This window comes from Herbaspirillum sp. 1130 (assembly GCF_017833835.1).
GTDB lineage: Bacteria > Pseudomonadota > Gammaproteobacteria > Burkholderiales > Burkholderiaceae_D > Herbaspirillum > Herbaspirillum huttiense.
Map to the genome: position 1 here is coordinate 908,246 of NZ_JAFICQ010000002.1, position 26,399 is coordinate 934,644.

A 26,399-nucleotide genomic window follows, 5' to 3' on the forward strand; every position below is an offset into this window, starting at 1 on the left:
CCCCTTCTTGCGCAAAAAAGTATCAGTCCTTCCTCGCTGGTGATGTAGAAGCCGCAGCCAGAGGGGCACTAAGATGCAGCACATGATGAAAACTGACAACAGCGATTTGTCAGTTTCAATAAGGAAAATGCTCTCGATTGAGAGGAGACACGATGCAGCCCGACCTGGAACTGGTCCATATCCGCAAGGGCGAATCCTTTGCGGCATGGATGCACGGCTACCCCTTCCGTACCGTGCGCTGGCACTACCATCCGGAGTACGAGATCCACCTCGTGGTGGCGACTTCGGGACGTTTCTACGTCGGTGACCACATCGGCGACTTCGCGCCGGGCCAGCTGGTGATGACCGGCCCCAATCTTCCGCAGAACTGGATTTCCGACATCGGCCGCGATGAGGTGGTCCCCGTGCGCTCGCTGGTGATCCAGTTTCCCGAGCAACTGGTGGATCAATGCGCCGCCAGCATCCCCGAGATGGAAGCCATCATGCCGCTGCTCGAACGCAGCCATCGCGGCCTGCTGTTCGATGCCGCCACCAGCGACACGGTGCGTCCGCTGATGCAGCGCCTGATCGACCAGCGCGGCTTGAAGCGCCTCGCCCTGTTCTGGGAAATCCTCGACGTGCTGGCCAATTCGCCCGAGCCGGAAGTGCTGGCCAGTCTCTCCTACAAGCTGGACCTGTCGGGCGTGAACAGCAGCGGACTCAACCGCGCCATCGCCTATCTGCGCGAACATCTCACCGATGATATCGGCGAACAGGACCTGGCCGACATGGTGGGGCAGAACCTGAGCACCTTCTCGCGCGCCTTCAAGCGTCACACCGGGACCACGCTGGTGCGCTACAAGAACCAGTTGCGCGTGGATCTGGCCTGTCTCGCGCTGCTCAACAATCCGGAAGCACGCATCACCGACATCTGCTACGAGACCGGGTTTTCCAATCTCTCCAATTTCAACCGCCACTTCCAGAAGATCAAGGGCATGTCGCCTTCGGAGTTTCGCAATACCTTTGCCAGCAACGGCCTCTTTGCCGCGACCGGGTAGCGTCGGACGCACGCTGTAAATCATTTAAATCATTTCCTTGTCAGGGAAAACCGCATTCAGGAAAGCCCCCGCTTTCCGGAACAGGACAGGTGTTGCCTGTCACTTCGCAACGAGCATGCCGGGTAATCCCGTCATCAAGCACACACCAACAACAATGGAGACTGCAATGAAGAAAGCACTGACCGCACTGGCCTTGTCCACCGCCACGCTGGTGGCATTCACCGCACCGGCGAGCGCCCAGGAACTGTCCAAGCTCAAGATCGGCATGAGCTTCCAGGAAATGAACAACCCATATTTCGTCTCGATGAAAAAGGCCCTCGATGATGCGGCCAAGTCCTTCGGCGCCAAGGTCATCGTCACCGATGCTGCCCATAACGTGGCCAAGCAGATCGCCGACATCGAAGACATGCTGCAGCAGAACATCGACATCCTGCTCATCAACCCGACCGACTCCGCCGGCGTGGAAGCCGCAGTCAAAGCCGCCAAGGCGCGCAACGTGATCGTGGTGGCGGTCGATGCCAATGCCGCCGGTCCGGTGGACATGTTCGTCGGTTCCAAGAACAAGGATGCCGGCTACCAGTCCTGCCGCGCACTGGCCGATGCCATCGGTGGCAAGGGCGAAGTGGCGATCCTCGACGGCATTCCCGTGGTGCCGATCCTGCAGCGCGTGGAAGGCTGCAAGCAGGCCCTCGGTGAATACAAGGACATCAAGCTGGTGGCCACCCAGAACGGCCGCCAGGACCGCTCGGTGGCGCTGGGCGTGGTGGAAAACATGATCCAGTCGCGTCCCAACCTGAAGGGCATCTTCTCGGTCAATGACGGCGGTGCGATGGGCGCGCTGGCCGCCATCCAGGGCAGCGGCAAGGACATCAAGCTGACCTCGGTGGACGGTGCGCCGGAAGCCGTCAAGGCCATTGCCGATGGCGGCCCCTTCATCGAGACCACCGCGCAATTCCCGCGTGACCAGGTGCGCGTGGGACTGGCCATGGCGCTGGCCAAAAAGTGGGGCGCACGCGTGGTGCCCAAGGAAGTGCCCATCGACGTCATGCCGGTGACCAAGAAGAACGCGGCCGGCTTCAGCTGGTAAGCCGCTGGCGCGGCGGCCTTCGTCCGTCGCGCCTTCCTTTCCCTTGATGGAGGCAGCCATGCTCCAACTGACTGGTATCAAGAAGAACTTCGGCCCGGTGACGGTGCTGCGCGGCGTCGACCTGCAGGTGCGCGCCGGTGAAGTGCACGCCCTGCTGGGCGAGAACGGCGCGGGCAAGTCCACGCTGATGAAGATCCTGTGCGGCATCGTCACACCCGATGCGGGCGAGATCCGCATCGATGGACAGGCCTGCCGTTTTGCCAGCTATCACGAGGCCATCGCCGCCGGTGTCGGCGTGGTGTTCCAGGAATTCTCGCTGATCCCTTATCTGGATGCGGTGGACAACATGTTCCTGGCACGCGAGTTGCGCAGTCCGTTCGGCCTGCTGCAGCGTGCCGCCATGAAGCGCCGCGCGGCGCAGATCATCGCACAGCTGGGCGTGGAAATTCCGCTGGACGTACCGGTATGCAAGCTCTCGGTGGCGCAGCAGCAGTTCGTCGAAATTGCCAAGGCGCTGGCGCTCGATGCCCGCATCCTGGTGCTGGACGAACCGACCGCAACCCTCACGCCCGGCGAGGTGGAGCACCTGTTCAAGGTGATGCGCGGCCTGCGCGCGCAGGGCGTGGCGATCATCTTCATCTCGCACCATCTGGAAGAAATCTTCGAGATCTGCGACCGCATTACCGTGCTGCGCGATGGTGCGTACATCGGCAGCTGTGCCGTGAGTGAAGTGGACCAGGCGCGTCTGGTGGAGATGATGGTGGGGCGGCGCATCGAGAACTGCTTCCCGCCCAAGGCGACGGCCGTCCCTGCAAGCGACGTGGTGCTGGAAGTGCAGGCCTTGCAGCTCAAGCGCAATGGCCCGGTGTCACGTTTCCAGTTGCGGCGCGGCGAGATCCTGGGCTTTGCCGGCCTGGTCGGCTCGGGCCGCACCGAGACCGTGCTGGCCATGCTGGGCGCGCATCCGGCGGTGCAATGCAAGCTCTCCATGCACGGTGTGCCGCTGCGCTTTGCCGATCCGGCACAAGCTCTGCAAGCAGGCATCGGCCTGCTGCCGGAAAGCCGCAAGGAGCAGGGACTCATCACCAGCTTCCCCATCCTGCACAACATCTCGCTGAACAATTACGGCAAGTATCGCGCGGGTGGCCTGTTCCTGGATCGCCGCCGCGAAGCCGAAGCGACCCGCATCGCCATGCAGCGCGTGCGCGTGAAGGCGCCGGATGCGCATGCGCGGGTCGATACGCTGTCCGGCGGCAACCAGCAGAAGGTGGTGATCGCACGCTGGATCAATCACAACATGCAGGTGCTGATTTTCGATGAACCCACACGCGGCATTGATGTAGGTGCCAAGGCCGAGATTTATCAGCTCATGCGCGAATTCACCGCGCAGGGCTATTCCATCATCATGATTTCTTCCGAGTTGCCGGAGGTGGTCGGCATGTCCGACCGGGTCTGCGTCTTCAAGGGCGGCGGCATCGTGGCCACCGTCGAAGGCGATGCCGTGACCGCCGAAGAAATCATGACCCATGCCACCACCGGGAGACTCCACCATGCAGCATGAAGCCAATACCCTGGGCAGCGCCCCCGTGCGCGCCTCATCGCAGGCGCGCTGGCGCGCCCTGATCCATTCACCGCTGGCACTGCCGCTGGCCGGGCTGGTCGTGGTCTCGCTCCTGATGGGGCTGGCCTCGGACAATTTCTTCACCGTCTCCAACTGGCTCAACGTGCTGCGCCAGGTGTCCATCGTCGGCATCCTCGCCGTGGGCATGACCTTCGTCATCCTCACCGGCGGCATCGATCTGTCGGTCGGTGCGGCCATGGCATTGGCCGGTACCTTGTCGGCCGGGCTGATCGTCAACAGCGGCCTGCCCGCACCGGTCGCGCTGCTGGCCGGCATCGCACTGGCCGTAGGCATCGGCCTGCTCAACGGCGCACTGGTGGCCTGGGGCCGCATGCCGGCCATCATCGTCACGCTGGCCACCATGGGCGTGGCGCGCGGGGTCGGGCTGATCTACTCGGGCGGCTATCCGATCTCGGGTTTGCCGGGCTGGATCTCGTGGTTCGGCGTGGGCCGCATCGGCATGATCCCGGTGCCGGTGATCCTGATGCTGGTGGTCTATGCACTGGCCTGGGTGCTGCTGCAGCGTACGCCCTTCGGCCGCCATGTCTATGCCATCGGCGGCAACGAGATGGCGGCGCGTCTGTCGGGCGTGAAGACCACGCGCATCAAGCTGGCGGTGTATGCGATTTCCGGTTTCACCTCGGGCCTGGCCGCGATCATTTTGACGGGCCGCCTGATGTCGGGCCAGCCCAATGCCGGCGTGGGCTTCGAGCTGGATGCGATTGCCGCCGTGGTGCTGGGCGGCACTGCCATTGCCGGTGGACGCGGGCTGGTGGTGGGCACGCTCATCGGCGCGGTGCTGCTGGGCATCCTCAACAATGGCCTGAACCTGATGGGCATCAATCCCTACCTGCAGGACATCATTCGCGGCGTGATCATCCTGCTGGCCATCTATATCGCCCGGGAATGGCGCTGAGCATTTTCATTCCTTTTTTTCATACTTGATTTCATTCACAAGGAGACAGAACATGCCCCAATCTCTCGCAGGCAAGATCGCCGTCATCACCGGTGCCGCCTCCGGCATCGGCCTGGCCACCACCGAAAAGCTGCTGGCCAATGGCGTGACCGTGGTGATGGTGGACTGGAATGCCAAGGCCCTGGACGAACTGGCGGCCCGCCTCGGTCCGCAGGCCATCCCGCAGGTCACCAACCTGCTGGACGCCGACAGCTGCGCGGCGATGGTGCCGGAGATCCTGGCCAAGGTCGATCACATCGACATCCTCTACTGCAATGCTGGCACCTACATCGGCGGCGAGCTGGTCGATACCACGCCCGAGGCCATCGACAAGATGCTCAACCTCAACGTCAATGCGGTGATGAAGAACGTGCATGCCGTGGCACCGCACATGATCGCGCGCAAGACCGGCGACATCATCGTCACCTGCTCGGTGGCCGGGCATTTCCCGACTTACTGGGAGCCGGTCTATGCCGGTTCCAAATGGGCCGTCACCTGCTTCGTGCAGACCATGCGGCGCCAGATGATCCCGCATGGCGTGCGCGTCGGACAGGTCTCACCCGGCCCGGTGATCTCGGCGCTGCTGGCCGACTGGCCGGAAGAGAACCTGCGCAAGGCCAAGGAATCGGGCAGCCTGATCGAGCCCTCGGAGGTGGCCGATGCGATCGAGTACATGCTGACCCGCAACCGCAATGTGACCATCCGCGATATGCTCGTGCTCCCCACCAATTTCGATCGCGTGTGAGCAAGACAACGCGGCAGGTGGCCCTTTTCCAAACCAGCGAGGAAAGATGGAGACCTATCTGATCGGCATCGATGTCGGCACCGGCTCGGCCCGGGCCGGCGTATTTGATCGCAGCGGCAAGCTGTGTGGCAGTGCGAAACATGACATCGATCTCTTCCGCGACGAGCGCCGCGCGCGCGTCGAACAATCCAGTGCCCAGATCTGGGATGCGGTATGCCATGCGGTGCGCGGCGCCGTCGCCAGGGCCGGCATCGATCCGGAAAGCGTCACCGGCATCGGTGTGGATGCCACCTGTTCGCTGGTGGTGCAAGGCGCGCCGGCCGGCGTGGGCGATGCCGGCCATCCCGAGCGCGATGTGATCGTGTGGATGGATCACCGTGCGCTGGAGCAGGCGCAGCGCATCAATGCGGGCGCACATGCGGTGCTGTCCTATGTGGGCGGCGTGATTTCGCCGGAGATGGAAACGCCCAAGCTGCTGTGGTTGAAGGAGCATCTGCCGGAGGTCTATGACGGTGCTGCGCAGTTCTTCGATCTCACCGACTTCCTGACCTGGAAGGCGACGGGTTCGCTGCAGCGCTCGTCCTGCACCGTGACCTGCAAGTGGACCTATCTTGCCCATGAAGGGCGCTGGGATGCGGATTACTTCCGCCGCATCGGCCTGGGCGATCTGGCCGAGGAAGGCTTTGCACGCATCGGCCAGGAAGTGGTGTGGCCCGGTACCGCTTTGAATGGCGGCTTGTCGCCCGAGGCTGCGCAGCAATTGCAGTTGCGGCCCGGCATCGCGGTGGCGGCCGGACTGATCGATGCGCATGCGGGTGGCGTCGGCACGGTCGCCGCGCGCGGTGGTGCGGAGGATGCAGCGGCTTGCATGGCCTATGTGTTCGGTACATCGTCCTGCACCATGACCAGCAATGCCGAGGCAGTCTTCGTGCCCGGTGTGTGGGGCCCGTATTACAACGCCATGGCCCCCGGCATGTGGCTCAACGAAGGCGGACAGTCGGCCGCGGGTGCGGCCATCGATCATCTGCTGACGCTGCATCCGGCTACGCCGCAAGCGCGCCAGCTGGCCGCTGCCGAGGGAATGGAATTGCCGCAGTGGTTGGCCGCACGCGCGCTGGCCTCGGTGGCGCAGCCGGCGCAGGCAGTCTGGCTGGCGGGACAGATCAACGTGGTGCCGGAATTCCTCGGCAACCGTTCGCCGCTGGCCGATCCGCAGGCCCGTGCCGTGCTGCTGGGGCTGGGCATGGAACACGACATCGACAGCCTGGTGGCGCTCTACGTCGCCGGCTTGTGCAGCCTGGGGTATGGCCTGCGCCAGATCATCGAAGCGCAGGCGGCATGCGGTGTGCGCATCGCCAGCATTTCGGTCTCGGGCGGCGCGGGTACGCATCCGCTGACGCGCCAGCTGCTGGCCGATGCCACCGGCCTGCCGGTGGAAATCACCGCCTGTCCTGAGCCGGTGCTGCTGGGATCGGCCATGCTGGCGGCGGTCGCAGCGGGCACGCATGCCGATCTGCAGACCGCCATGGCATCCATGTCCAGCGTGGCCGGGCGCAATGCGCCGACAGGGGAGGCCATCGGCCGCCTGCATGAGGCGCGTTACCAGGCCTTTCTCAAGAGCCAGCAACTGGCGCGCGAGGTACGCGACAGCCTGGCCCCGCTGCTGGCGGCGCAGTCCGCGCCGGCCACAGCGTCTCACTGAATGGAGACAAGCAGATGGAATTTTCAGGAACATCGGTCATCATCACCGGGGCCGGCAAAGGCATAGGCCGCGCCTGCGCACGCTTGATGGCGCAGCGCGGTGCCGAGGTGATCGCCTTGTCGCGCACCGCCAGCGACCTGGCCAGCCTGCGCGAAGAAATCGGCTCACGCTCGGTGCAGGTCGACCTGGCCGATCCGGCCGCTGCCCGGCGCGCCATGGAGCAGGCCGGTACTGCGGACTTCCTCATCAACAGCGCCGGCATCAACGTTTTGCAATCCAGTACCGAGATGACCGATGCAGGCTATGAAGCCGTGCTGGGGGTGAACCTGCGCGCGGCCCTCATCACCTGCCAGTCCTTCGCCCGTGCGCGTATCGCGGCCGGTGGCGGCGGGGCCATCGTCAACATCACTTCCATTGCGGGCCATCGCGGCTTTGCCGAGCATCTGTGCTATGCCGCCTCCAAGGCCGGTCTGGAAGGGGCGACGCGGGTGCTGGCCAAGGAACTGGGCGCGCATGGCATCCGCGTCAATGCGGTCGCTCCCACCATCACCCTGACCGAACTGGCCGAGGCAGCCTGGAGCGATCCGGCCAAGTCGGCCCCGATGATGGTGCGCCATCCCTTGCAGCGCTTCGCCTCCGCCGAGGACGTGGCGCGCAGCATCGCCATGCTGCTGTCGGCGGATGCAGCCATGCTGACCGGGGCAGTGGTGCCGGTGGATGGCGGCTTCCTGGCGGTCTAGCGGTGCCTGCCATTACGTGCTTCAGACGCGACAAGGGCGACCCGAAGGCCGCCCTGGCGAAGCTGCTGCGGCCGTCGCCGCGCAAACTTGACGAAACTTGACGGGATCAGCGGCCGATCTGGTGACCGATCACACCGCCCACGGCGGCACCACCAGCCGTACCGATGCCGCTGCCACCGGTGAGGATGGCACCGCCGACGGCACCCACGGTGGCGCCGATGGCCGTGTTCTTGTCGCGGGTGCTCATGTTGCTGCAGCCGGTCATGGCGGTCAGCGCGATGGCAGTGACGGAAATGGCAGCGATCTTGTGAAGTGTTTTCATGATTTTTTCCTGATCGTAAATAAAGACTTGTTCCCGAAGTTTTTTGAATGAGGGTCCGGCTCGCGCATGCTGCCCGAGGGCGCCGTGCTTGCGAGAGCGGGTATGGCAATAGACCAGCTCGATCTCGAAAAGATTCGAGTTGCAACACGTTCTCTTACAGTTGTTACATACTCTGGCCTGCGCCGTACCAGCCCTTGGGAAGAGGGTGAGAGGGCGTGTAATTTTTACAATAATCGGACCAGAGAACCTCATGACTTTGACTTCAAGCCTGCGCCGGGCCGCCCGCCTGTTGCTCACCTCCGCCACGCTGCTGCTGGCGGCCGTTCCGCTGCACGCCGCCGAACCGCCCAAGCCGGTCGAAGGCAGCTGGGTGGCACCGCGCTTCCAGTTCCATAACGGCCAGACCCTGGACAACCTGCGCCTGCACTATGTCACCCTGGGCGAGCGCAGCAACCCCGCGGTACTGGTGCTGCACGGCACCTACCAGAGCGCCGGTGCGATGCTGTCCAAGGATTTCGGCGGCCAGCTCTTTGGCCCAGGCCAGCCGCTGGATGCCAGCAAGTACTTCATCATCATTCCGGACGGCATCGGCGTGGGCAAATCCACCAAGCCTTCGGACGGCCTGCGCGCGGCCTTCCCGCAATACAACTATGACGACATGGTGCTGGCGCAATACCGCATGCTGACCGAAGGCATGGGCATTTCGCATCTGCGCCTGATCATCGGCAATTCCATGGGCGGCATGCAGACCTGGATCTGGGGCGGCACCTATCCCGGCTTTGCCGATGGGCTGGTACCGATGGCCTCGCAGCCGAGCGAAATGGCCAGCCGCAACTGGATGATGCGGCGCATGCTGGTCGAATCCATCAAGCAGGACCCGGCCTGGAACAACGGCAACTACACCACCCAGCCGCCGTCGCTGCGCCTGGCCAACAACATGTTCGTCTTCGCCACCAATGGCGGCACGCTGGCCTACCAGGCCATCGCCGGCACCCATGCCCAGGCCGACAAGCTGGTCGATGAGCGCCTGGCCGCGCCGGTGACGGCGGATGCCAATGACTTCATCTACCAGTGGGGTTCCTCGGCCGACTACAACGCCGCGCCGGGTCTGTCGAAGATCAAGGTGCCGGTGCTGGCCATCAATTCCGCCGACGATGAACGCAACCCGCCCGAGACCGGCATCATGCAGGCCGCACTGAAGGACGTGCCGGGCGCGCAGCTGCTGGTGATCCCGGCCAGCGCCGAGACGCGTGGCCATGGCACCACCGGCATGGCGCGCTTCTACGTGCGCGAGCTGACGCAGTTCATCCAGGGCCTGCCTGCCCGCTGACGCCGGAGCCAGTGATGCACAAGCGCAACGGGCGTGCCGGCCTGGTGCTGGCCGTGCTGCTGCTGGCCGCCGGGGTGCGGCCGGCGCAGGCCGGCACCGGCTACTACCTGGTCAGCGTCTATTCCGACCCCGGCCAGTGGACGCTGGATTACAAGTACTGGAACGCCAAGGCCAGCGTCGGCCCGCCGATCGGCTCGCCCGAGCTGGGGATCGCTTATGGCGTCAATTCGCGCTGGTACACCGAGCTGTATGGCGTGACCCAGCAGGATGCCGTGCAGGGCACGCAGATGCTGAGCATGAACTGGCAGAACGATGTCCTGCTCACGCAAGGGGAATATCCCTTCGACCTGGCCATCCACACTGATGTCGGCCAGTATCGCAACAGCCAGCGCGACGGCTATTCACTGGAGTGGGGACCGGCGCTGCAAACCGAATGGTGGCGCACGCAGTTCAACGCCAACCTGTTCCTGCAGCGGGACTACCGCAGCCAGCGCGACGGTCCGACACAACTGGTCTATCAATGGCAGGTGCGTCAGCACTGGCGGCCCTGGTTCAACTTCGGGCTGCAGGGCTTCGGCGAGTTGGGACGATGGGATCACTGGGCCTCGCGCGATCAGCAGTCGCATCGCGCCGGACCGGCGCTGTTCGGCACGCTGCGCATGGGGCATCAGTTCGTGAAATACGAGGCCGCCTACCTGTTCGGTTCCAATGCCACCCTCAGTGCGCGTACCTTCACCATGCGGCTGCAAGTGGGCTTCTGACAGGCGCTCTGCGCCTTATCCTGCGGTGTAAAGTTCATACCCGCTCTTTCCCCGGTGCTTGACGTGATACATGGCGGCATCGGCCTGCTCCAGCAGGCGTGACAGGTCTTGCCCGTGGCTGGGATAAAGGCTGATGCCGATGCTGGCGCCCAGGACGAATTGCTGTTGCCCGACCTCGATGGGGGCCGCCAGTTTGGCCAGCAGCTTCTTGGCGATTTCCGGGGCCTGGTCCTGGCGTTCCAGCTGGGTGGCGATCACGGTAAATTCATCCCCGCCCAGGCGTGCGCAGATGTCGGTGCTGCGCACCGCTTCCTTGAGCCGCTGCGCCACGCACATGAGCACCTTGTCGCCGACCGCATGGCCAGCCTGGTCGTTGACGGGTTTGAAGTTGTCCAGATCGATGTAATACACCGCCACCAGATGATGCGGACGGGTGGCCAGCAGCAGCGCCTGGTCGAACAGGTTGTTCATGAAATGCTTGTTGTAGAGGCCGGTGAGCGGATCCTTGAAGGCCATTTTGAGGGCCTTGGCCTCGGCCTGGATCAGGCGGCGGTGGAACAGCGCCAGGATGGCCGTGAGCAGGCACGTGTACTGCAGCGCCACGAGCGCCGTGCCCAGCAGGAAGCCGTAGCGCAGCCAGGGCGGATAGAAGTGTCCGATCAGCCCGCCGCTGGCCCAGTGCAGCGTCAGCGCAATACAGGCCGTGGCCATGCAGCGGCGGATCAGCGGCGGGCAGTCGAGTTTGTCGTGCAGGATCATCCACGACAGGCTGCCCAGCGCGAACACGTTGAAGAGGGCATAGCTGGTGCTCTTGATGAGCGGCAGCGCCAGCTGGTTGTCGGACCACAGCATCCACAGCCCGGCGGCGACTGCCGCCACTCCCACGGCGCGCACCAGCAGCGTTCTCTGCTGCAGATCGAAGAAGCGCACGAAGCCCATCACCAGCAGCACCTTTTCCAGGATCAGGAAACTGCCATACACCGGATTGGCCAGCGCCAGTTCACCCAGCGGCGTGAGATACAGCACCGCCAGCCGGCCCAGCAGGGCACAGCTGATGGCGGCGGCAAACCAGTTGGCACCGGGCGGTGTGCGCGGGATGCGCGCCGCCAGCAGGAACAGCGCGATGAAGACGCAATACACTCCGGCTCCGAAGGCGTGCACGATCTGATAATGCATAGCGTCCCCTTGCGCTTTGCTATCCGCCTGCCCCGGCAGGCTAGTCCCCTCTGGCGATCATAGCCAAGCGGAATGGGCGCGTACAGGGGGAAATGAAGGCTTCTTCACACATCCCTTCAGGCAATATTTCTGCTGCGCAAAATCGGGGTGAAAACGCAGGCCCCGTATGGCTCTCAGGCTAGCCGCGCCGCGCTGGGCGGATGGCCGATGATGCGCTTGAAAGCGCGACTGAACGATGCTTCCGAATCGTAGCCCAGCCGGTTGGCCACCACCGCCACCCGCAAGCCGTCGCGGGCGATCCAGTGGCGCGCCTGGAACATCTTGACGCGGGCCACGTACTTGGCCGGCGTCTCCCCCACCGTGGCCGAAAACTTCTCGATGAAACTGGAACGCGAGGCCCCCATCAAGGCCGCCAGTTCATTGACCGACCAGTCGCGTTCCGGATGCTGGTGCACCGCCGCCAGCACCCGTCCGACCAGCGGGCAGCGCACTGCGGCGATCCAGCCGCTGGCATCGCTGCAGGCGCATTCCACCCAGCCACGGATGATGCTGGCGGCCAGCACGTCAGCCAGGCGCGCCAGGATGCCGCAGCCACCGATGCGGTTGAGCGCCACTTCGCGCTCCATCGCATCGAGCAGCGCCAGCACCGCCGGATCGCGCTGGGCCAGGTCGCAGGCGCGCATGGCCTCGGGCATCATCATCAAGAGCGGGTGCAGCGGGTCCAGGTTGAAGCGCAGCGTACCCGAGAACACCACGTGCGTCGGCGGCGCGGGGGCAGCATCAGATTGGGCATGCGCACTGTCATCGACCAGGAAGAGATTGTCCGCCACCGCCTTGCGGGCCAGCTTGCCGATCTCCACCGTCGGCAGGGCGCGCGCACTGGCCAGCGCATGCGCCGAGCCGCGCGGCAGCAGTACCGCATCGCCCGCATTGAGCTGCAGCCAGTCGTCCTGGCCGACCTGCATCCAGCAACTGCCTTGGGCGATGAAGTGGAAGGTCGCCTCGCGCCGCGCCGGGAAGGCCACCGCCCAGGGCTCGTGCAGCACGTAGCGCGCGTACTCGACGCCATCGAGCCGCAGGCCCAGCAGGATTTCGGTCAGGGGATCGACACCCTCGGCGGGACGCTCCTTGGGGGCGCACTCAGTGATTTCCGGGAGATTTGGACGAATAGTCATGTCTTTGCGAAATATCGGCATGGAAAGTCCAGACATTTAACCATAGACTGCGCTACCCAGTCATGAAACGTCACAAGAAAGGTTTTCCCATGTCCAACCCCGGCATCATCGAGGCCCCGCTGACCGAGACGGCGGCCCCGGCCAGCGCCTCTGCGGCCCCTGCCCACAAGGCAGCGCAAGAGCTCCCGGCCAACTGGAGCGGCATTGCCAGCCTGGCGCTGGGCGTCTTCAGCCTGGTCACCGCTGAATTCCTCCCCGCCAGCCTGCTGACGGCCATCGCCACCGACCTGCACGTCTCCGATGGCGCTGCCGGCCAGGCCGTCACGGCCACCGCCATCGTCGGTGCCGTGGCTGCGCCCAGCATCCCGCTGCTGACCCGCAACATCGATCGCAAGCGTGTGGTGCTGATGCTGACCCTGCTGCTGCTGGTCTCCAACCTCATGGCCGTGCTGGCCCCCAATCTGCCGGTCCTGCTGGTGGCACGCGTGCTGCTGGGCGTGGCGCTGGGCGGCTTCTGGTCGATGGCGGCGGCGCTGGCCATGCGCCTGGTGCCGGATCACCTGTTCGCCCGGGCCATGTCGCTGATCCTCACCGGGGTCTCGGTGGCGACCGTGTGCGCAGCGCCCATCGGTGCATACATGGGCAACCTGTGGGGCTGGCGCAGCGCCTTCATTGCCGCCGGCGTGGTCAGCCTGGTGGCCTTCGCCATCCAGTGGATCGCGATTCCGCGCCTGCCGCCCAAGGACCATCCCAGCCTCAAGGTGCTGGCCGAATTGCTCGGCCGCAAGGATGTGCGGGTGGCGCTGATGGCGGTGCTGCTGGTGGTCTCCGGCCACTTTGCCGGGTTCACCTACATCCGCCCGCTGATGGAGCAAATCACCCACATGTCGGTGGCGACCATCTCGGCGGTGCTGCTGGGCTATGGCGTGGGCGGCTTCTTCGGCAACTTTGCCGGTGGCTTCATCGCCGAGCGCAGCGAACGCTATGCCATCGTCAGCGGCGGCACGCTCATCGCGCTGCTGGCGGCCTCCCTGTGGGTGGCCGGCAGCTCGCCGGTGGTGGCGGCCATCGCCATCACGCTGTGGGGCTTTGCCTTCGGTGCCTTCCCGGTGGGCTTTCAGACCTGGATCGTGCGCGCCGCGCCGGACCATGCCGAAGGCGCGGGCGGCCTGATGGTGGCGGCGTTCCAGGTGGCCATTGCCAGCGGCGCGATCGGCGGCGGCGTGCTGGTGGACCATGTGGGCGCGCTGGGCGGACCGATCTTCGCCGTCGTCGCCATCAGTCTCGGCACCTTGCTGACCCTGCGCTACGGCCCGCGTGGCGGCGCTGCGCCGGTCGCGGGCAATGCGCATTTCTGAACGGATGCGCCGGATCCCCTGATCCGGCGTCGGCACCTGACGGCTTTCGGCTCTTGCCGGAAGCCGTTTTCATTTCCGCCGCATTATTCCTCCCTGTGCAATAAAGAAGTGCCGACGGTACGGATTCTCTTCATCCGCGCTTGGCTCCACACTGGCATCACGGTCAAGGAACACCTTCCTGACCGAGCCAACCTACCAGGAGCCATGTCATGAAGATCCATCATTTCCCATTGTCCGGCCACGCCCATCGTGCCGTCCTGTTCGCTTCCCTCCTGGGCCTGCAGGCCGAGCTGATCGAAGTCAACCTGGCCGCTGGCGCCCACAAGCAGCCGGCCTTCCTCGCCCTGAATCCCTTCGGCCAGGTGCCGGTGCTGGAAGATGGGGATGTCGTTATCGCCGACTCCAACGCCATCCTGGTTTACCTGGCCAAGAAGGCGGGCCGCCCCGACTGGCTGCCCGAGGATGCCCAGGGTGCCGCCAACGTGCAGCGCTGGCTGTCGGTGGCCGCTGGTGAGCTGGCCTATGGTCCGGCTGCCGCACGCCTCATTACCGTGTTCGGCGCCCGTTTCAATCCGGAAGAAGTGATCCAGCGCGCCCACCTGCTGCTGGGTCGCATGGAACAGCATCTGGCAAACCGCGCATGGCTGGCCGCCGATCACCCGACCATCGCCGATGTGGCTGTCTACAGCTACCTGGTGGCGGCACCCGAAGGCAATGTCGACCTGAGCGGCTACCCGTCGGTGCTGCGCCTGCTGCAAGGGATCGAGGCACTGCCGGGCTTTGTGCCCTTCCCGAGGACGGCTGCGGGTCTGCGCGCGGCGCAGGCCTGAGTTTTCCAATAGTCACGTCATCCCGCGCCGCGTGTTTGCAGTTTCTTTTCGAGAGGTCCGCCATGAGTGCATCCCCCAAGTCCCCCGTCTGGCATGCCGGCGAGAAGCAGCTGCAAGCGCAACTCGGCGTGGCCGACAAGATGGAATCCGTAGGCCAGCGCGTGATACGCGACTTCATGCCCGAGCAGCACCGCGATTTCTACGGCCAGTTGCCCTTCATCGTGCTGGGCAGTGTCGATCCGTCGGGCGATGCGTGGGCGACGTTCCTTGAAGGCCATCCCGGCTTCCTGGCCTCGCCTGCGCCGACCCAGCTGGACATGCACGCCCATCCCGCGCCCGAAGACCCGGCCGCCGCTGGCATGGCCGCAGGGGCGCCGGTCGGCCTGCTCGGCATCGAGATGCACACGCGCCGCCGCAATCGCATGAATGGTGTGCTCGCACCGCTGGCCGACGGATGGCGCGTGCAGGTGGACCAGAGCTTCGGCAATTGCCCGCGCTACATCCAGCTGCGCGACTATTCCTTTGCCCGTGAGCCTGCCGAAGCGCACACCGGGCGGGCCGAGACGCTGTGCACGCTGGACGCACCGGCCCTGGCCCTGATCGCCGGCGCCGATGCCTTCTTCGTGGCGACCTATGCCGACCAGGAAGGGCGGCGCCAGGTGGATGTCTCCCATCGTGGCGGCAAGCCGGGGTTCGTCCGGGTCAATGAAGCGGGCGTGCTGACCGTGCCGGACTTCAACGGCAACTTGTTCTTTTCGACCCTGGGCAACATCGTGCTCAACGGCCGTGCGGGTTTGCTTTTTGTGGACTATGCCTCGGGCGATGTCTTGCAGATGACCGGGCAGGCCGAGGTGATCCTCGACTCCCCCGAGATCGCCGCCTTCGAGGGCGCCGAGCGCCTGTGGACTTTCCGTCCGCAGCGCATCGTGCGCCGCCGTGCGGCACTGGCCTTGCGCTGGGCCTTCCAGGAGCAAGCCTTCTCGCCCTATGCGCTGATGACGGGCGACTGGCAGCAAGCCGCCGAGCGCCTGCGCGCCCAGGCTCTGGCGGGCCAGTGGCGCAGCCTGAAGGTGGCGCGCATCGTGCAGGAAAGCGAGACCATCCGCTCCTTCCACCTGGTGTCCGACGATGGCGCCGGGCTGCTGCCGGCGTTGCCCGGCCAGCACCTGCCGATCCGGGTGCGTACCGAGGCCGGGGCCGCGCCGTTGATCCGCACCTACACCCTGTCGTCGGCACCGCATGAGGGGCATTACCGCATCAGCGTCAAGCGCGAGGGCGTGGTGTCGCAGTATCTTCATGCGCAGCTGCGCGAGGGTGATCGCATTGAGGCGCGCGCCCCGGCGGGAGACTTCACGCTCGATACCGCCACCGACCGGCCGGTGGTGCTGCTGGCCGGTGGCGTGGGCATTACGCCGATGATGGCCATGCTGCGCCATATCGTTCAGGAAGGAGTGCGCCGCCAGCGCATGCGCCCGGCCATCTTGTTTCATGCCGCACGCACGCTGGGCGAGCGCGCTTTCGACGCCGAGCTGGCCGAGCTGGTGGCGGCCTCGCGCGGTGCGGTGAGACTGGTTCGCGTGCTCAGTGACACCACCGGCGCGCGTGAGGGCGACGCGTTCGATGCCGCCGGCCGTATCGACATGAACCTGCTCTCGCGCAGCCTGCCGTTTGGCGATTACGAGTTCTACCTGTGCGGTCCGGGCGGCTTCATGCAGGGGCTCTACGACGGCTTGCGCGGCTTCGGCATCAGCGATGAGCGCATCCATGCCGAAGCCTTTGGTCCGGCCTCGCTCGCCCGCACCGGCAACACCGTCGCGGCGGCAGTGCCGCTGGCACCGGTGGCGGACACGGCTGTCCCGGTGATCTTCATGGAAAGCCTCAAGGAAGCCCGCTGGACGCCGGATTCCGGCAGCTTGCTGGAGCTGGCCGAAGCACGCGGTCTGTCGCCGGAGTTCAGTTGCCGCGAAGGCCACTGCGGCAGCTGCCGCACCCGCGTGCTGGCCGGGGAAGTGACTTACCTGAAGCCGCCGCAGGCAAGCGTGGGCGAAGGCGAAGTGCTGCTGTGCTGTGCGCGCCCGGCCAAGCCCTCCGGAACCGATGCACCGCGCCTGGAACTGGCGCTGTGAGGGTGATATGAAGGCCTTGGCAAGTCCTCCGTCCTGATGCCGCTGAAGAGGGCATAATGCGACCTTCTCCGACAGGCAGGGAAGGAAGGCTCATGGACCGATGGCTGGCAATGCGAATCTTCGTGCAAGTGGCCGAGACCGCCAGTTTCGCCAAGGCGGCGCGGCAGATGCAGTTGAGTGCGCCGGTGGTCACCCGCACCGTGGCGGGGCTGGAAGAACTGGTCGGTGCGCGGCTGCTGGTACGCACCACGCGTTCGGTCAAGACCACTGAAGCCGGGGCGCGCTATCTGGAAGACTGCCGTCGCATCCTCGCTGAAATCGCCGAAGCCGAAGCGGCTGCGGCCGGCCATTACGACCAGCCCTCGGGCACGCTGTCGGTGACGGCGGCCTTGCTGTTCGGACAGTTGCATGTGCTGCCCATCGTTACCGAATATCTCGATCTCTATCCGGGCATGCGGGCGCGCACTTTCTTCGTGGATCGGCCGGTCAACATCGTGGAAGAGGGCATGGATGTGGCGGTGCGCATCGGCCATCTGCCTGATTCGGGATTCACGGCCATCCAGGTCGGTTCGGTCAGCCGCGTGATCTGTGCCTCGCCCGACTATCTGCGCCAGCATGGCACGCCGGCTGCACCCGCCGATCTCAAGCAGCATCGCATCGTCACGTCCACCAGCGCCTGGGCTTCGCCGGAGTGGCGCTTTGCCGACGGCCAGCGCGTGGTGGTCGATGCGGCGCTGCAGACCAATACCAATGAAGCCGCCATCAGTACCGCCCGCCAGGGCTGGGGATTGACGCGCGTGCTGGCCTATCAGGTGGCGGCCGACTTGCAGGCCGGGCGCTTGCAGCGGGTCATGCGCGAGTTCGAAGAGCCGCCGCTGCCGATCCACGTGCTCTATCCGGAAGGGCGGCGCTCACCGGCCAAGGTGCGCGCCTTCATCGACCTGGCGGTGAGCCGCCTGCGGGCGCATCCTGCGTTCCACTGAGCGCAGCCGGGTTCATCCGTAATACGCAGGGTTGCGTACCGAAATACGCAGGGGGCGGTCCAACTGTCGCGTCCACGCTGCGTAGGTCTGGTCAGCGACCAGGCGCAGGGCGGCGATGCGTTCGGGCAGATGATCGAGGATCTGTGCCTGGCTTTGCGCAGCCGGGCCGTGTGCGCACAGCAGTTCGTCGCGTCCGGCCGCACACCAGTTGCGCACGCTCTCTTCGGTCACTTCCAGATGGCCCTGGAAACCCCATTGCTTGCCGCGCATGAATCCCTTGTTGAGGCAATGGCTGCCATACATGGTGCGCACCGCGCCGGTGGGAATTTCAAAGGTGTCGTAATGCCAGTTGAAGATGGTGACCTGGCGTGCCAGTCCCATGCGCTGCTGTGCTGGCGGCGTGACCCAGACCGGGCTCCAGCCGATGTTGGCGCAGAGGTTGCGGCTGACCTGCGCCCCCATGGCACGGGCCAGCAGCTGGGCACCGAAGCAGTGGCCCAGCACCGGCACGTCGCGGGCCAGGGCATCTTGCAGGAGGGCGTGTTCGGCATGGATCCAGGGCAGGTCTTCATTGACGCTGTGGTCGCTGCCCAGCGTGACGATGCCGGAAAACTGGCTGGCATCGCGCGGGGCATCGCCTTCTGCGGCGGGATGGAACAGGCGATAGGGCAGGGCGTGTTGTTCCAGATGATCCAGCAGGACACCGGGGCCCTGGGTGCTTTCATGCTGGAGGATGGCGATCGGTCTCATAAACGGGGGACGGGCTTGGGCCGGTCCGTAGTGGAGGAGACGTCAATGTAGGATGGGGGACGTAAACGGCGGGTTGTATTTTTGAGTGGAGACGTAAACATCCTGTAAAGCCGCTGACCTGATCAAGCACGGGCAGGCCACACGGGAGCACTCATCGTGAAGAACGATGGTGTCGCCAAAATGACTTGTTTGCATAGTCATTTCGTTGCATGATATGAACAGTTGTTAATTCAGACCATCGTCGTTTCATGAAGAGGTGATCCATGCAAGTCAACCAAGTATCCAAGACGGAATTCAAGGCCAAGGCGCTGGAATATTTCCGCCAGGTGGAAGCCTCCGGGGAAAGCGTAGTGGTGACCGATCACGGCAAGCCCACCGTGGAAGTCCGTCCGTTTCGGGACGCCGAGCGCGCTCCATTGACCATCCTGGCGGGCTCTGTATTACGTTATGAAGATCCTACTGAGCCTCTCGATGTTGAGTGGGAGGCGGGCCAGTGATCGTTCTCGATACGCATGCTTTGGTCTGGTGGGTCAGTGGCGATGCCACCTTGAGCCGGAAAGCCCGCAAGGCGATTGAAAAGGAGATGGAGGACGGCGAGATCCTCATTTCGGCCATTTCCGCGTGGGAAATCGCCATGCTCGTGGAGCGCGAGAAACTGGTGCTGTCCATGGAGGTAGAGCGCTGGATGAATACCGTGTCGGAAATCGATGCAGTGCGTATCGTGCCGATGGATGTGGAAATTCTCGTGAAATCGGTGAACTTGCCAGGAGAATTTCACAAGGATCCGGCTGATCGGATGATCGTGGCAACGGCGCGAAAGTTTTCGGTTCCGCTTGTCACGAAGGATGACAAAATCCGCGCCTACCCGCACGTCAAGACCATCTGGTAGAACGGCCACCAACACGGCAGCCGTCGATAGGTGTTTAGTGCAGCGGGCTTTCTTAAATCTCCCTCATGTGCATAGACTTCGCGACCAGAATGAATGTCGCACACAGAGCGCAATTATCCGAGCGGCGCAGTGCCGAGTCATGGGCGTGCCCGCCTGCGCTTGCTATCCTGTGCTGAGGCAGCAATGGCGTGTTCGTCGAGGGCAGGGGGCAGCGAGAGGTGCAGTTCAATGCCCAGTTCGCGCATGGCCGAAAACAGTTTTTCTACCGCTACCGTCGCCTCGCCCTGTTCCTGCCGTCGCAACAAGGTTTGTGAAGTGTTCAATGTCTCTGCCAGGTCGGCCAGAGGCACGTTAAGGCCTACCCGCACGGCGCGCAATACGCTGCCCAGTTCTCGCGGCGAGGTGACTTTCATGGTGCATCCTAAGCATGTGATATTGCTCTATTATCGCAACATTCCCACCCAGATCAAGTTAAAAGTGTGAAATCGCTCTTTTATATGGCGACGTGGGCGCATTTCCATTAAAAAAGCGATATTGCATCTTTAATGCCGGGTAAGCTTCCCAGCTTATCTGTGCCCAGGCCAGAAACAATAACGCCGCGCGGCTGCAGTCACAGCGGCGCGGCGGCTTGCAGCCGGTGATGCAGAATCACCGGTGCGGGTCAGTGGATGAGGTGAGCTATCGCGGCGCTCAGATCCCCCCCATACACAAATACTTCACGACCAGGTAGTCATCAATCCCGAAGTGCGACCCTTCGCGCCCCAGTCCCGACTGCTTGACGCCGCCGAACGGTGCGACTTCATTGGAGATCAGCCCGGTATTGATGCCCACCATGCCCGACTCCAGCCCTTCTGCCACACGCCAGATGCGGCCGATGTCGCGTGAATAGAAATAGCTGGCCAGCCCGAATTCGGTATCGTTGGCCAGGGCCACCGCTTCCTCATCAGTCTTGAAACGGAACAGCGGCGCCATCGGACCAAATGTCTCTTCGCGGGCCACCTGCATGGCCGGTGTCACATCGGCCAGCACGGTCGGCTCGAAGAAGCTGTGGCCCAGCGCATGGCGCTTGCCGCCCAGCAGCACGCGGGCTCCCTTGCTGACCGCATCGGCGATATGCTGCTCCACCTTCTTGACGGCCTGCTCGTTGATCAGCGGACCCTGCGTCACGCCATTCTCCATCCCATCGCCGACCTTCAGTTTCTTGACCGCTTCCACCAGCTTGGCAGCAAAGGCGTCATACACCCCATCCTGCACGTAGAGCCGGTTGGCGCAGACGCAGGTCTGGCCGGCATTGCGGTACTTGGAGGCAATCGCACCTTCCACCGCAGCATCCAGGTCGGCATCGTCAAAGACGATGAAGGGTGCATTGCCGCCCAGTTCCAGCGAGAGCTTCTTGATGCTGGATGCACTCTGTTCCATCAGCAGCTTGCCCACGCCCGTGGAACCGGTGAAGCTGATCTTGCGCACGATGGGGTTGGAGGTCATCTCGCCGCCGATGTCCTTGGCACTGCCGGTGACCACGCTGAACACGCCGGCCGGAATGCCGGCGCGTTCGGCCAGCACGGCCAGCGCCAGTGCCGAGAAGGGCGTGGCTTCAGCGGGTTTCAAGACCATCGGGCAGCCGGCGGCGAGCGCCGGACCGGCCTTGCGGGTAATCATTGCAGCGGGGAAATTCCACGGCGTGATCGCCGCGCAGACGCCGATGGCTTCCTTGATGACCACGATGCGGTTCGACGGCGAGGGCGAAGGAATGGTGTCGCCATAGGTACGCTTGCCTTCCTCGGCAAACCATTCGATGAAGGAAGCGGCATAGCCGATCTCGCCCTTGGCCTCGGCCAGCGGCTTGCCCTGCTCGGCCGTCATGATCAGCGCCAGGTCGTCGGCATTGGCCATCATCAGCTCATACCAGCGGCGCAGGATGACGCTGCGTTCCTTGGCGGTCTTCTTCTTCCACGCTGGCCAGGCGGCGTTGGCGGCTTCGATGGCGCGGCGGGTCTCGGCCGCACCCATCATGGGCACGCTGCCCAGCAGGCTGCCGTTGGCCGGGTTGTAGACCTCGTGCTTGCCAGCGTGGTCGGCATCGCACCACTGGCCGTTGAGATAGGCCTGCTGGCGCAGCAGGGAAGGATCTTTGAGTTGTTGCAGCATGTCGGGTCTCCGTAAAAGTGGGGGAGCAGGCTCAGAAGCGCGCGGCCGCCTTGTTGCGCCCGCGCAGCCATTCCAGGGCCAGCAGCAGGCAGGTCGAAAACAGAATCAGGATCGTCGCCAGGGCGGCGATGGTCGGGCTGATGTTGTCCTTGATGCCGGCAAACATCTGGCGCGGCAAGGTGGCTTGCTCAGGCCCGGCCACGAACAAGGTCAGAACCACTTCGTCGAAAGAAGTTGCAAACGCGAACAAAGCCCCCGAGATCAGGCCCGGCGCGATCACCGGCAAGGTGATGCGGAAGAAAGTACGCAGCGGACTGGCCCCCAGGCTCAGGCTGGCCCGCACCAGGTTGTGATTGAAGCCCTGCAGTGTGGCCAGCACCGTCGTGACCACGAAAGGCGCACCCAGCGCGGCATGCGCCAGGATCAGGCCGAGGTAGCTGTCGGACAGGCCAATGCGGGCAAAGAACAGATACACCCCCACGCCGACCACCACCACCGGCACGATCATGGGCGAGATCAGGATCGCCATCAGGATGCCCTTGCCGCGAAAGTCCGACTTGTTCAGTCCGACGGCGGCCAGCGTGCCCAGTACGGTCGCGATGACGGTGGCCGCCGGTGCGACGATGAAACTGTTCTTGGCGGCACGCACCCATTCATCGGAGCTGAACAGGTTCTCGTACCAGCGCAGCGAGAAGCCCTTGATGGGATACATCAGGAAACTGCTGTCAGAGAACGACAGCGGGATCATCACCAGGATGGGCGAGAGCAGGAACAGCAGCACCAGCAGGTTGAAGCCGCGCGAGGCAAAGAACCAGGCGCGTTCCACCAGCGAGGTGTAGGGCGGGAAGAGAGGCGGTTTGTTCATGGCGTACTCCTTGGATTCTTCAATGGCTCAGCTGATGCCCACATCGACCTTGGCAAAGCGGCGATAGACGCCATACAGCACCAGGGTCGCCGCCAGCAGCAGGGCACCCAGCGCGCAGGCCATGCCCCAGTTGATGGTGGTGTTGATGAAGTAGGCGATGAAGTAGCTCACCATCTGTTCATTCGGTCCGCCCAGCAGCGCCGGGGTGATGTAGTAGCCGCCGGCCATGATGAAGACCAGCAGCACGCCCGCACCGATGCCCGGATAAGTCTGCGGCACATACACGCGCCAGAAGGCGGCGAAGGGATGGCTGCCCAGCGAGACGGCGGCCTTCAGGTAAGTGGGCGGCACCGATTTCATGACGCTGTAGAGCGGCAGGATCATGAAGGGCAGGAGGATGTGCGTCATCGAGATATAGACCCCGACGCGATTGAATACCAGCTCCAGCGGCGACTGCGTGAGACCGGCCAGCATCAGCGCCTTGTTCACCAGTCCTTCGGATTGCAGCAGCACGATCCACGCGGCCACGCGCACCAGGATCGAGGTCCAGAAGGGAATCAGCACCAGGATCATCAACAGGTTGGCGCGGCGCTCCTGCATGGTGGAGAGCCAGTAGGCCAGCGGATAGGCCAGCAGCAGGGTGATGAGGGTGACCACTGCGCTCATCCACAGCGTGCGGCCGAAGATGGTGCGGTAGATCGCCGATTCAGGGGCGGCCGCTTCGATGTCGCCGAAGACGTTCTGGCGCAGGTCCAGCGAGGCCAGCAGATAGTAGGGGGAATAGACCGAGCCGTTCTGGGCGATCACGCGCCACACGTCCGGCTGGCCCCATTGTGCATTGAGGGCGATGATGGCCTCGCGCGCGGCGGCGGGGCTCAAGGCTTTGCCATCGGCATCGCGCAGCGGCATGGCACGCGCAGTGCCCATCACCAGCGAGCGCGAACCGGACAATTCGATATTGAGACGGCGCGCCAGGTTGCCGGCGGTGGTGTCTTCCTTGGCGCGGGCCAGATCTTCCGCGAGGGCTGAAAACGCCTGATCGGGCAGAGCCGATTTGCGATCCCACTTCGACAGTACCGCCACGGTCTGCGGCAGGGTAGCGGCCACTTCCGGATTCTCGATGGCGCGCTGCAGGAGGGCCACGATGGGGGCCACGAAGGTCAGCAGCAGGAAGATCGCCAGCGGTGCGATCAGGGCCAGCGCACCCAGGCGCTTGCGGGTCTGGGCGGCGCGCAGTTCGCGCTTGAGTTGCTGCGGATCAGGTTCGGCCAGGGGCATGGCGGCGGCGGAGCGGGTGGCGATGGTGGTCATGTCTCGGGTGTCCGGTGGCAGCGGAATTCAAGGCAGCGATCCCGCCGGTGAAGGCGGGATCGCTGTCGTTACGGCGTGCAGGCTTACTTGGCGATCCAGGCAGCGAAGCGCTGTTCCAGCTCTTCACCGTGGTCGGTCCAGAACTGCAGGCTCAGCTGCACCGCATCCTTGGCATTGGCCGGCGAGGTCGGCAGGTTGCCCAGGGTCTTGGCATCCAGTAGCTTCAAGGCAGCCTTGTTGACCGGGCCGTAGGCGATGTTGTTGGCGTAGACCTTCTGGTTCTCCGGCTGGCTGACGAAGTTGATGAACTTCTCGGCCAGTGCCTTGTTCGGCGAACCCTTCGGGATCACCCAGTAATCCAGGGTGTAGACGCTGCCGGCCCACACCACCTTCAGGTTCTTGCCTTCGCGCTGGGCGGCATCGATGCGGCCGTTGTAGGCGTTGGCCATGACCACGTCACCCGAGGCCAGGAACTGCGCCGGCAGGGCACCGGCATCCCACCACTGGATGTTGGGTTTCAGTTGATCCAGCTTCTTGAAGGCGCGATCCACGCCTTCCTTGGTGGCCAGGACCTTGTAGACATCCTTGGTCGGCACGCCGTCGGCCATGAGCGCGAACTCCAGGTTGTACTGAGCGCTCTTCTTCATGCCGCGCTTGCCGGGATACTTCTTGGTGTCCCAGAAATCGGCCCAGCCGGTCGGTGCGGTCTTGAGCTTGTCGGCGTTGTAGGCCAGCACGGTGGACCAGACGAAGGCACCCATGCCGCATTCGCTGACCGTGGCTTCGGGGATGTAGTCATCCTTCTTGATGGTCTTGGCCAGGTCGAGCTTCTCGATCAAGCCATCATCACAGGCGCGGGTCAGGTCGCCGCCGTCGATTTCCACCACGTCCCAGCTGACCTTCCTGGTCTCGACCATGGCCTTGACCTTGGCCAGTTCGCCGTTGAATTCGGCGGTCACGACCTTGGTGCCGGTGCTCTTCTGGAAGGGCTCGACGTAGGCCACCTTCTGGGCGTTGCCATTGGCACCGCCGAAATTGACCAGGGTCAGTTCCGCGGCGGAAGCCGCGCCGGAAAACAGCAGGCCCAGGAAGAGCGGGGACAGCAGGGCAGGTGTCAGGCGTTTCATTGTTGTTCCTCGTTGGTTATCGTGCGTGTTGACTGTGTTGAACTAAGGTAGAGCCGAGCGGCAATCTGAGTTGCCTCGCTCATCAAGCGGTACTGCATAACATCAGGTGCGACAAAAGAACAAAAACGGAATAACTCAAAAAACTAAGTAAACGGGGAGTGTGGAGAAATCAGAGGAAGCAGCGCAGACGATCCTGCGCCACATGCAGGACCACGCTGCTGCCCTCGCTCAGTCCCGCCAGTGCCGGGTCGGAGAGGGAGAGCTTGACGAAGCAGTCTTCCTGCCCCGTCACCGTGCATCGCACGCGCACGTGATCCCCAAAATAGATCAGCCCGGCGATGGTGGCGCGGATGCTGTTGGGTTCGGCACTGCCGCCTGCGGCCAGGCGGATGCGTTCCGGGCGTACGCAGGCGGTGATGCTTTGTCCGGCATGGGCGCGATGCACGTTCAGGCCGGTCACCACCGTGCCATCGGCCAGGCGCACCGTACAGTGTTCGCCCTGGACCGATTCCACGCTGCCCTTGAGACGGTTGTTGTCGCCGATGAAGTTGGCGACGAATTGATTGTCCGGATATTCGTAGAGCTCGGTGACCGGGGCCAGTTGCTGGATCACGCCCTGGTCGAAGACGGCCACGCGGTCCGACATGGTGAGCGCTTCGCTCTGGTCGTGGGTGACGTAGACGAAGGTCACTCCGAGGCGCTTGTGCAGGGCCTTGAGTTCGAGCTGCATGTGTTCGCGCAATTGCTTGTCGAGCGCGCCCAGCGGTTCATCCATCAGCACCAGTTGCGGATCGAACACCAGCGTGCGCGCCAGCGCCACGCGCTGCTGCTGGCCACCGGAGAGCTGGGTCGGATAACGGTCGCCGAATTTGCCCATCTGCACCATGTCCAGCGCCTGCTTGACCTTGGCTTCGCGGGTGGCGCGATCCATCTTGCGCACCGACAGCGGATAGGCCACGTTCTGCGCGATGGTCATGTGCGGGAACAGCGCATAGTTCTGGAACACCATGCCGATGTTGCGCTTGTGCGGCGGCACGCGATTGAGCAACTGGCCATCGAGGCGGATCTCGCCGCCGGTCGGAAATTCGAAACCGGCCAGCATCATCAGGCAGGTGGTCTTGCCGGAGCCGGACGGACCCAGCAGGGTCAAAAATTCACCGCGACGAATGTCGAGATCCAGATTCTTGACGATCAGGTTTTCGCCATCGTAGGTTTTCTTCACGCCGCAGAACTGCACCAGCACGTCATTGCCGCTGCCGGCGGCCGGCGCGTGTGCTTGCGCCGCTTGCTTCATTGCATAAGCTGCCATCATCGATCCTCTCTTGTACGCGGGGCCGCAGACTTGGTGCGGCCCGTCTTCC

Annotated in this window: 25 protein-coding genes; 15 read left to right on the top strand and 10 right to left on the bottom strand. The window is 64.0% G+C overall.

Features of this window, described 5'->3' with window-relative positions; genetic code table 11:
- Positions 1-152: 152 nt before the first annotated feature.
- The 7 genes from JOD78_RS12880 to JOD78_RS12910 all read left to right on the top strand — a co-directional run bounded on the left by JOD78_RS12880 (position 153) and on the right by JOD78_RS12910 (position 7,887).
- Positions 153-1,037: an AraC family transcriptional regulator gene (locus JOD78_RS12880; protein ID WP_034340275.1), complete on the top strand. Its 885-nt coding sequence runs from the start codon at positions 153-155 to the stop codon at positions 1,035-1,037.
- A 166-nt stretch (positions 1,038-1,203) separates the two neighbouring features.
- Positions 1,204-2,124, top strand: coding sequence for an ABC transporter substrate-binding protein (locus JOD78_RS12885; protein ID WP_134221530.1), 921 nt, complete (start codon positions 1,204-1,206; stop codon positions 2,122-2,124).
- A 58-nt stretch (positions 2,125-2,182) separates the two neighbouring features.
- Entirely contained in the window at positions 2,183-3,685 is a 1,503-nt protein-coding gene (locus JOD78_RS12890; RefSeq protein ID WP_209567804.1) for a sugar ABC transporter ATP-binding protein, read from the top strand.
- Positions 3,675-4,661: a ribose ABC transporter permease gene (locus tag JOD78_RS12895; protein WP_121044316.1), complete on the top strand. Its 987-nt coding sequence runs from the start codon at positions 3,675-3,677 to the stop codon at positions 4,659-4,661. Before JOD78_RS12890 ends, JOD78_RS12895 begins: the two co-directional genes overlap by 11 nt.
- 52 nt (positions 4,662-4,713) lie before the next feature.
- Positions 4,714-5,445: an SDR family oxidoreductase gene (locus JOD78_RS12900; RefSeq protein WP_121044313.1), complete on the top strand. Its 732-nt coding sequence runs from the start codon at positions 4,714-4,716 to the stop codon at positions 5,443-5,445.
- A 46-nt stretch (positions 5,446-5,491) separates the two neighbouring features.
- Entirely contained in the window at positions 5,492-7,147 is a 1,656-nt protein-coding gene (locus JOD78_RS12905; protein ID WP_121044310.1) for an FGGY-family carbohydrate kinase, read from the top strand.
- A gap of 14 nt (positions 7,148-7,161) precedes the next feature.
- Entirely contained in the window at positions 7,162-7,887 is a 726-nt protein-coding gene (locus JOD78_RS12910; RefSeq protein WP_134137198.1) for an SDR family oxidoreductase, read from the top strand.
- 106 nt (positions 7,888-7,993) lie between these two features.
- On the opposite strand, the gene JOD78_RS12915 is transcribed toward JOD78_RS12910, so the two are convergent.
- On the bottom strand, positions 7,994-8,209 hold the full coding sequence (locus JOD78_RS12915) for a glycine zipper 2TM domain-containing protein (RefSeq protein ID WP_006465163.1): 216 nt from the start codon (positions 8,207-8,209) through the stop codon (positions 7,994-7,996).
- 250 nt (positions 8,210-8,459) lie between these two features.
- Here JOD78_RS12915 and JOD78_RS12920 point away from each other — a divergent pair, with 250 nt between their 5' ends.
- A complete protein-coding gene (locus JOD78_RS12920) occupies positions 8,460-9,539 on the top strand; it encodes an alpha/beta fold hydrolase (protein ID WP_134137196.1) in 1,080 nt (359 codons plus the stop codon).
- Positions 9,540-9,553: 14 nt separating this feature from the next.
- A complete protein-coding gene (locus tag JOD78_RS12925; protein WP_134137195.1) occupies positions 9,554-10,300 on the top strand; it encodes a hypothetical protein in 747 nt (248 codons plus the stop codon).
- Positions 10,301-10,315: 15 nt separating this feature from the next.
- Here the strand turns inward: JOD78_RS12925 and JOD78_RS12930 are convergent, their stop codons facing one another.
- Positions 10,316-11,476, bottom strand: coding sequence for a GGDEF domain-containing protein (locus JOD78_RS12930; RefSeq protein WP_134137194.1), 1,161 nt, complete (start codon positions 11,474-11,476; stop codon positions 10,316-10,318).
- A 173-nt stretch (positions 11,477-11,649) separates the two neighbouring features.
- Positions 11,650-12,651: an AraC family transcriptional regulator gene (locus JOD78_RS12935; protein ID WP_227022791.1), complete on the bottom strand. Its 1,002-nt coding sequence runs from the start codon at positions 12,649-12,651 to the stop codon at positions 11,650-11,652.
- 89 nt (positions 12,652-12,740) lie between these two features.
- On the opposite strand from JOD78_RS12935, the gene JOD78_RS12940 reads away from it, so the two are divergent.
- The 4 genes from JOD78_RS12940 (at position 12,741) to JOD78_RS12955 (ending at position 17,948) form a co-directional block, all read left to right on the top strand.
- A complete protein-coding gene (locus tag JOD78_RS12940; RefSeq protein WP_209567803.1) occupies positions 12,741-14,009 on the top strand; it encodes an MFS transporter in 1,269 nt (422 codons plus the stop codon).
- A 209-nt stretch (positions 14,010-14,218) separates the two neighbouring features.
- On the top strand, positions 14,219-14,839 hold the full coding sequence (locus JOD78_RS12945; protein WP_121044296.1) for a glutathione S-transferase: 621 nt from the start codon (positions 14,219-14,221) through the stop codon (positions 14,837-14,839).
- A gap of 62 nt (positions 14,840-14,901) precedes the next feature.
- Positions 14,902-16,965, top strand: coding sequence for a pyridoxamine 5'-phosphate oxidase family protein (locus JOD78_RS12950; RefSeq protein ID WP_209567800.1), 2,064 nt, complete (start codon positions 14,902-14,904; stop codon positions 16,963-16,965).
- A 92-nt stretch (positions 16,966-17,057) separates the two neighbouring features.
- Positions 17,058-17,948 carry a LysR family transcriptional regulator gene (locus JOD78_RS12955; protein WP_121044290.1) on the top strand — a complete coding sequence of 297 codons (891 nt, stop codon included), beginning with the start codon at positions 17,058-17,060 and terminating at the stop codon, positions 17,946-17,948.
- A 12-nt stretch (positions 17,949-17,960) separates the two neighbouring features.
- Here JOD78_RS12955 and JOD78_RS12960 read toward each other — a convergent pair whose 3' ends face one another.
- Positions 17,961-18,698, bottom strand: coding sequence for a type 1 glutamine amidotransferase (locus tag JOD78_RS12960; protein ID WP_121044287.1), 738 nt, complete (start codon positions 18,696-18,698; stop codon positions 17,961-17,963).
- Positions 18,699-18,961: 263 nt separating this feature from the next.
- Here JOD78_RS12960 and JOD78_RS12965 point away from each other — a divergent pair, with 263 nt between their 5' ends.
- The gene (locus JOD78_RS12965; RefSeq protein WP_134137186.1) at positions 18,962-19,195 is read left to right on the top strand and encodes a type II toxin-antitoxin system prevent-host-death family antitoxin; all 234 of its coding nucleotides are present in this window, start codon (positions 18,962-18,964) and stop codon (positions 19,193-19,195) included.
- A complete protein-coding gene (locus tag JOD78_RS12970; protein ID WP_209567799.1) occupies positions 19,192-19,587 on the top strand; it encodes a type II toxin-antitoxin system VapC family toxin in 396 nt (131 codons plus the stop codon). Before JOD78_RS12965 ends, JOD78_RS12970 begins: the two co-directional genes overlap by 4 nt.
- Positions 19,588-19,724: 137 nt before the next feature.
- Here the strand turns inward: JOD78_RS12970 and JOD78_RS12975 are convergent, their stop codons facing one another.
- From JOD78_RS12975 to JOD78_RS13000, 6 genes are all read right to left on the bottom strand, one after another.
- Positions 19,725-20,000 (bottom strand): hypothetical protein, encoded by a 276-nt coding sequence (locus tag JOD78_RS12975; protein WP_008326183.1) that lies wholly within the window; start codon positions 19,998-20,000, stop codon positions 19,725-19,727.
- Positions 20,001-20,277: 277 nt separating this feature from the next.
- Entirely contained in the window at positions 20,278-21,735 is a 1,458-nt protein-coding gene (gene gabD, locus JOD78_RS12980; protein WP_166675602.1) for an NADP-dependent succinate-semialdehyde dehydrogenase, read from the bottom strand.
- 31 nt (positions 21,736-21,766) lie between these two features.
- The gene (locus JOD78_RS12985; RefSeq protein WP_034341087.1) at positions 21,767-22,600 is read right to left on the bottom strand and encodes an ABC transporter permease; all 834 of its coding nucleotides are present in this window, start codon (positions 22,598-22,600) and stop codon (positions 21,767-21,769) included.
- Positions 22,601-22,627: 27 nt separating this feature from the next.
- Positions 22,628-23,911 (bottom strand): ABC transporter permease, encoded by a 1,284-nt coding sequence (locus JOD78_RS12990; protein ID WP_121044281.1) that lies wholly within the window; start codon positions 23,909-23,911, stop codon positions 22,628-22,630.
- Between the two features lie 83 nt (positions 23,912-23,994).
- Entirely contained in the window at positions 23,995-25,038 is a 1,044-nt protein-coding gene (locus JOD78_RS12995) for an ABC transporter substrate-binding protein (protein WP_121044277.1), read from the bottom strand.
- Between the two features lie 169 nt (positions 25,039-25,207).
- Positions 25,208-26,347 (bottom strand): ABC transporter ATP-binding protein, encoded by a 1,140-nt coding sequence (locus JOD78_RS13000; RefSeq protein WP_227022807.1) that lies wholly within the window; start codon positions 26,345-26,347, stop codon positions 25,208-25,210.
- Between the last annotated feature and the right edge of the window lie 52 nt (positions 26,348-26,399).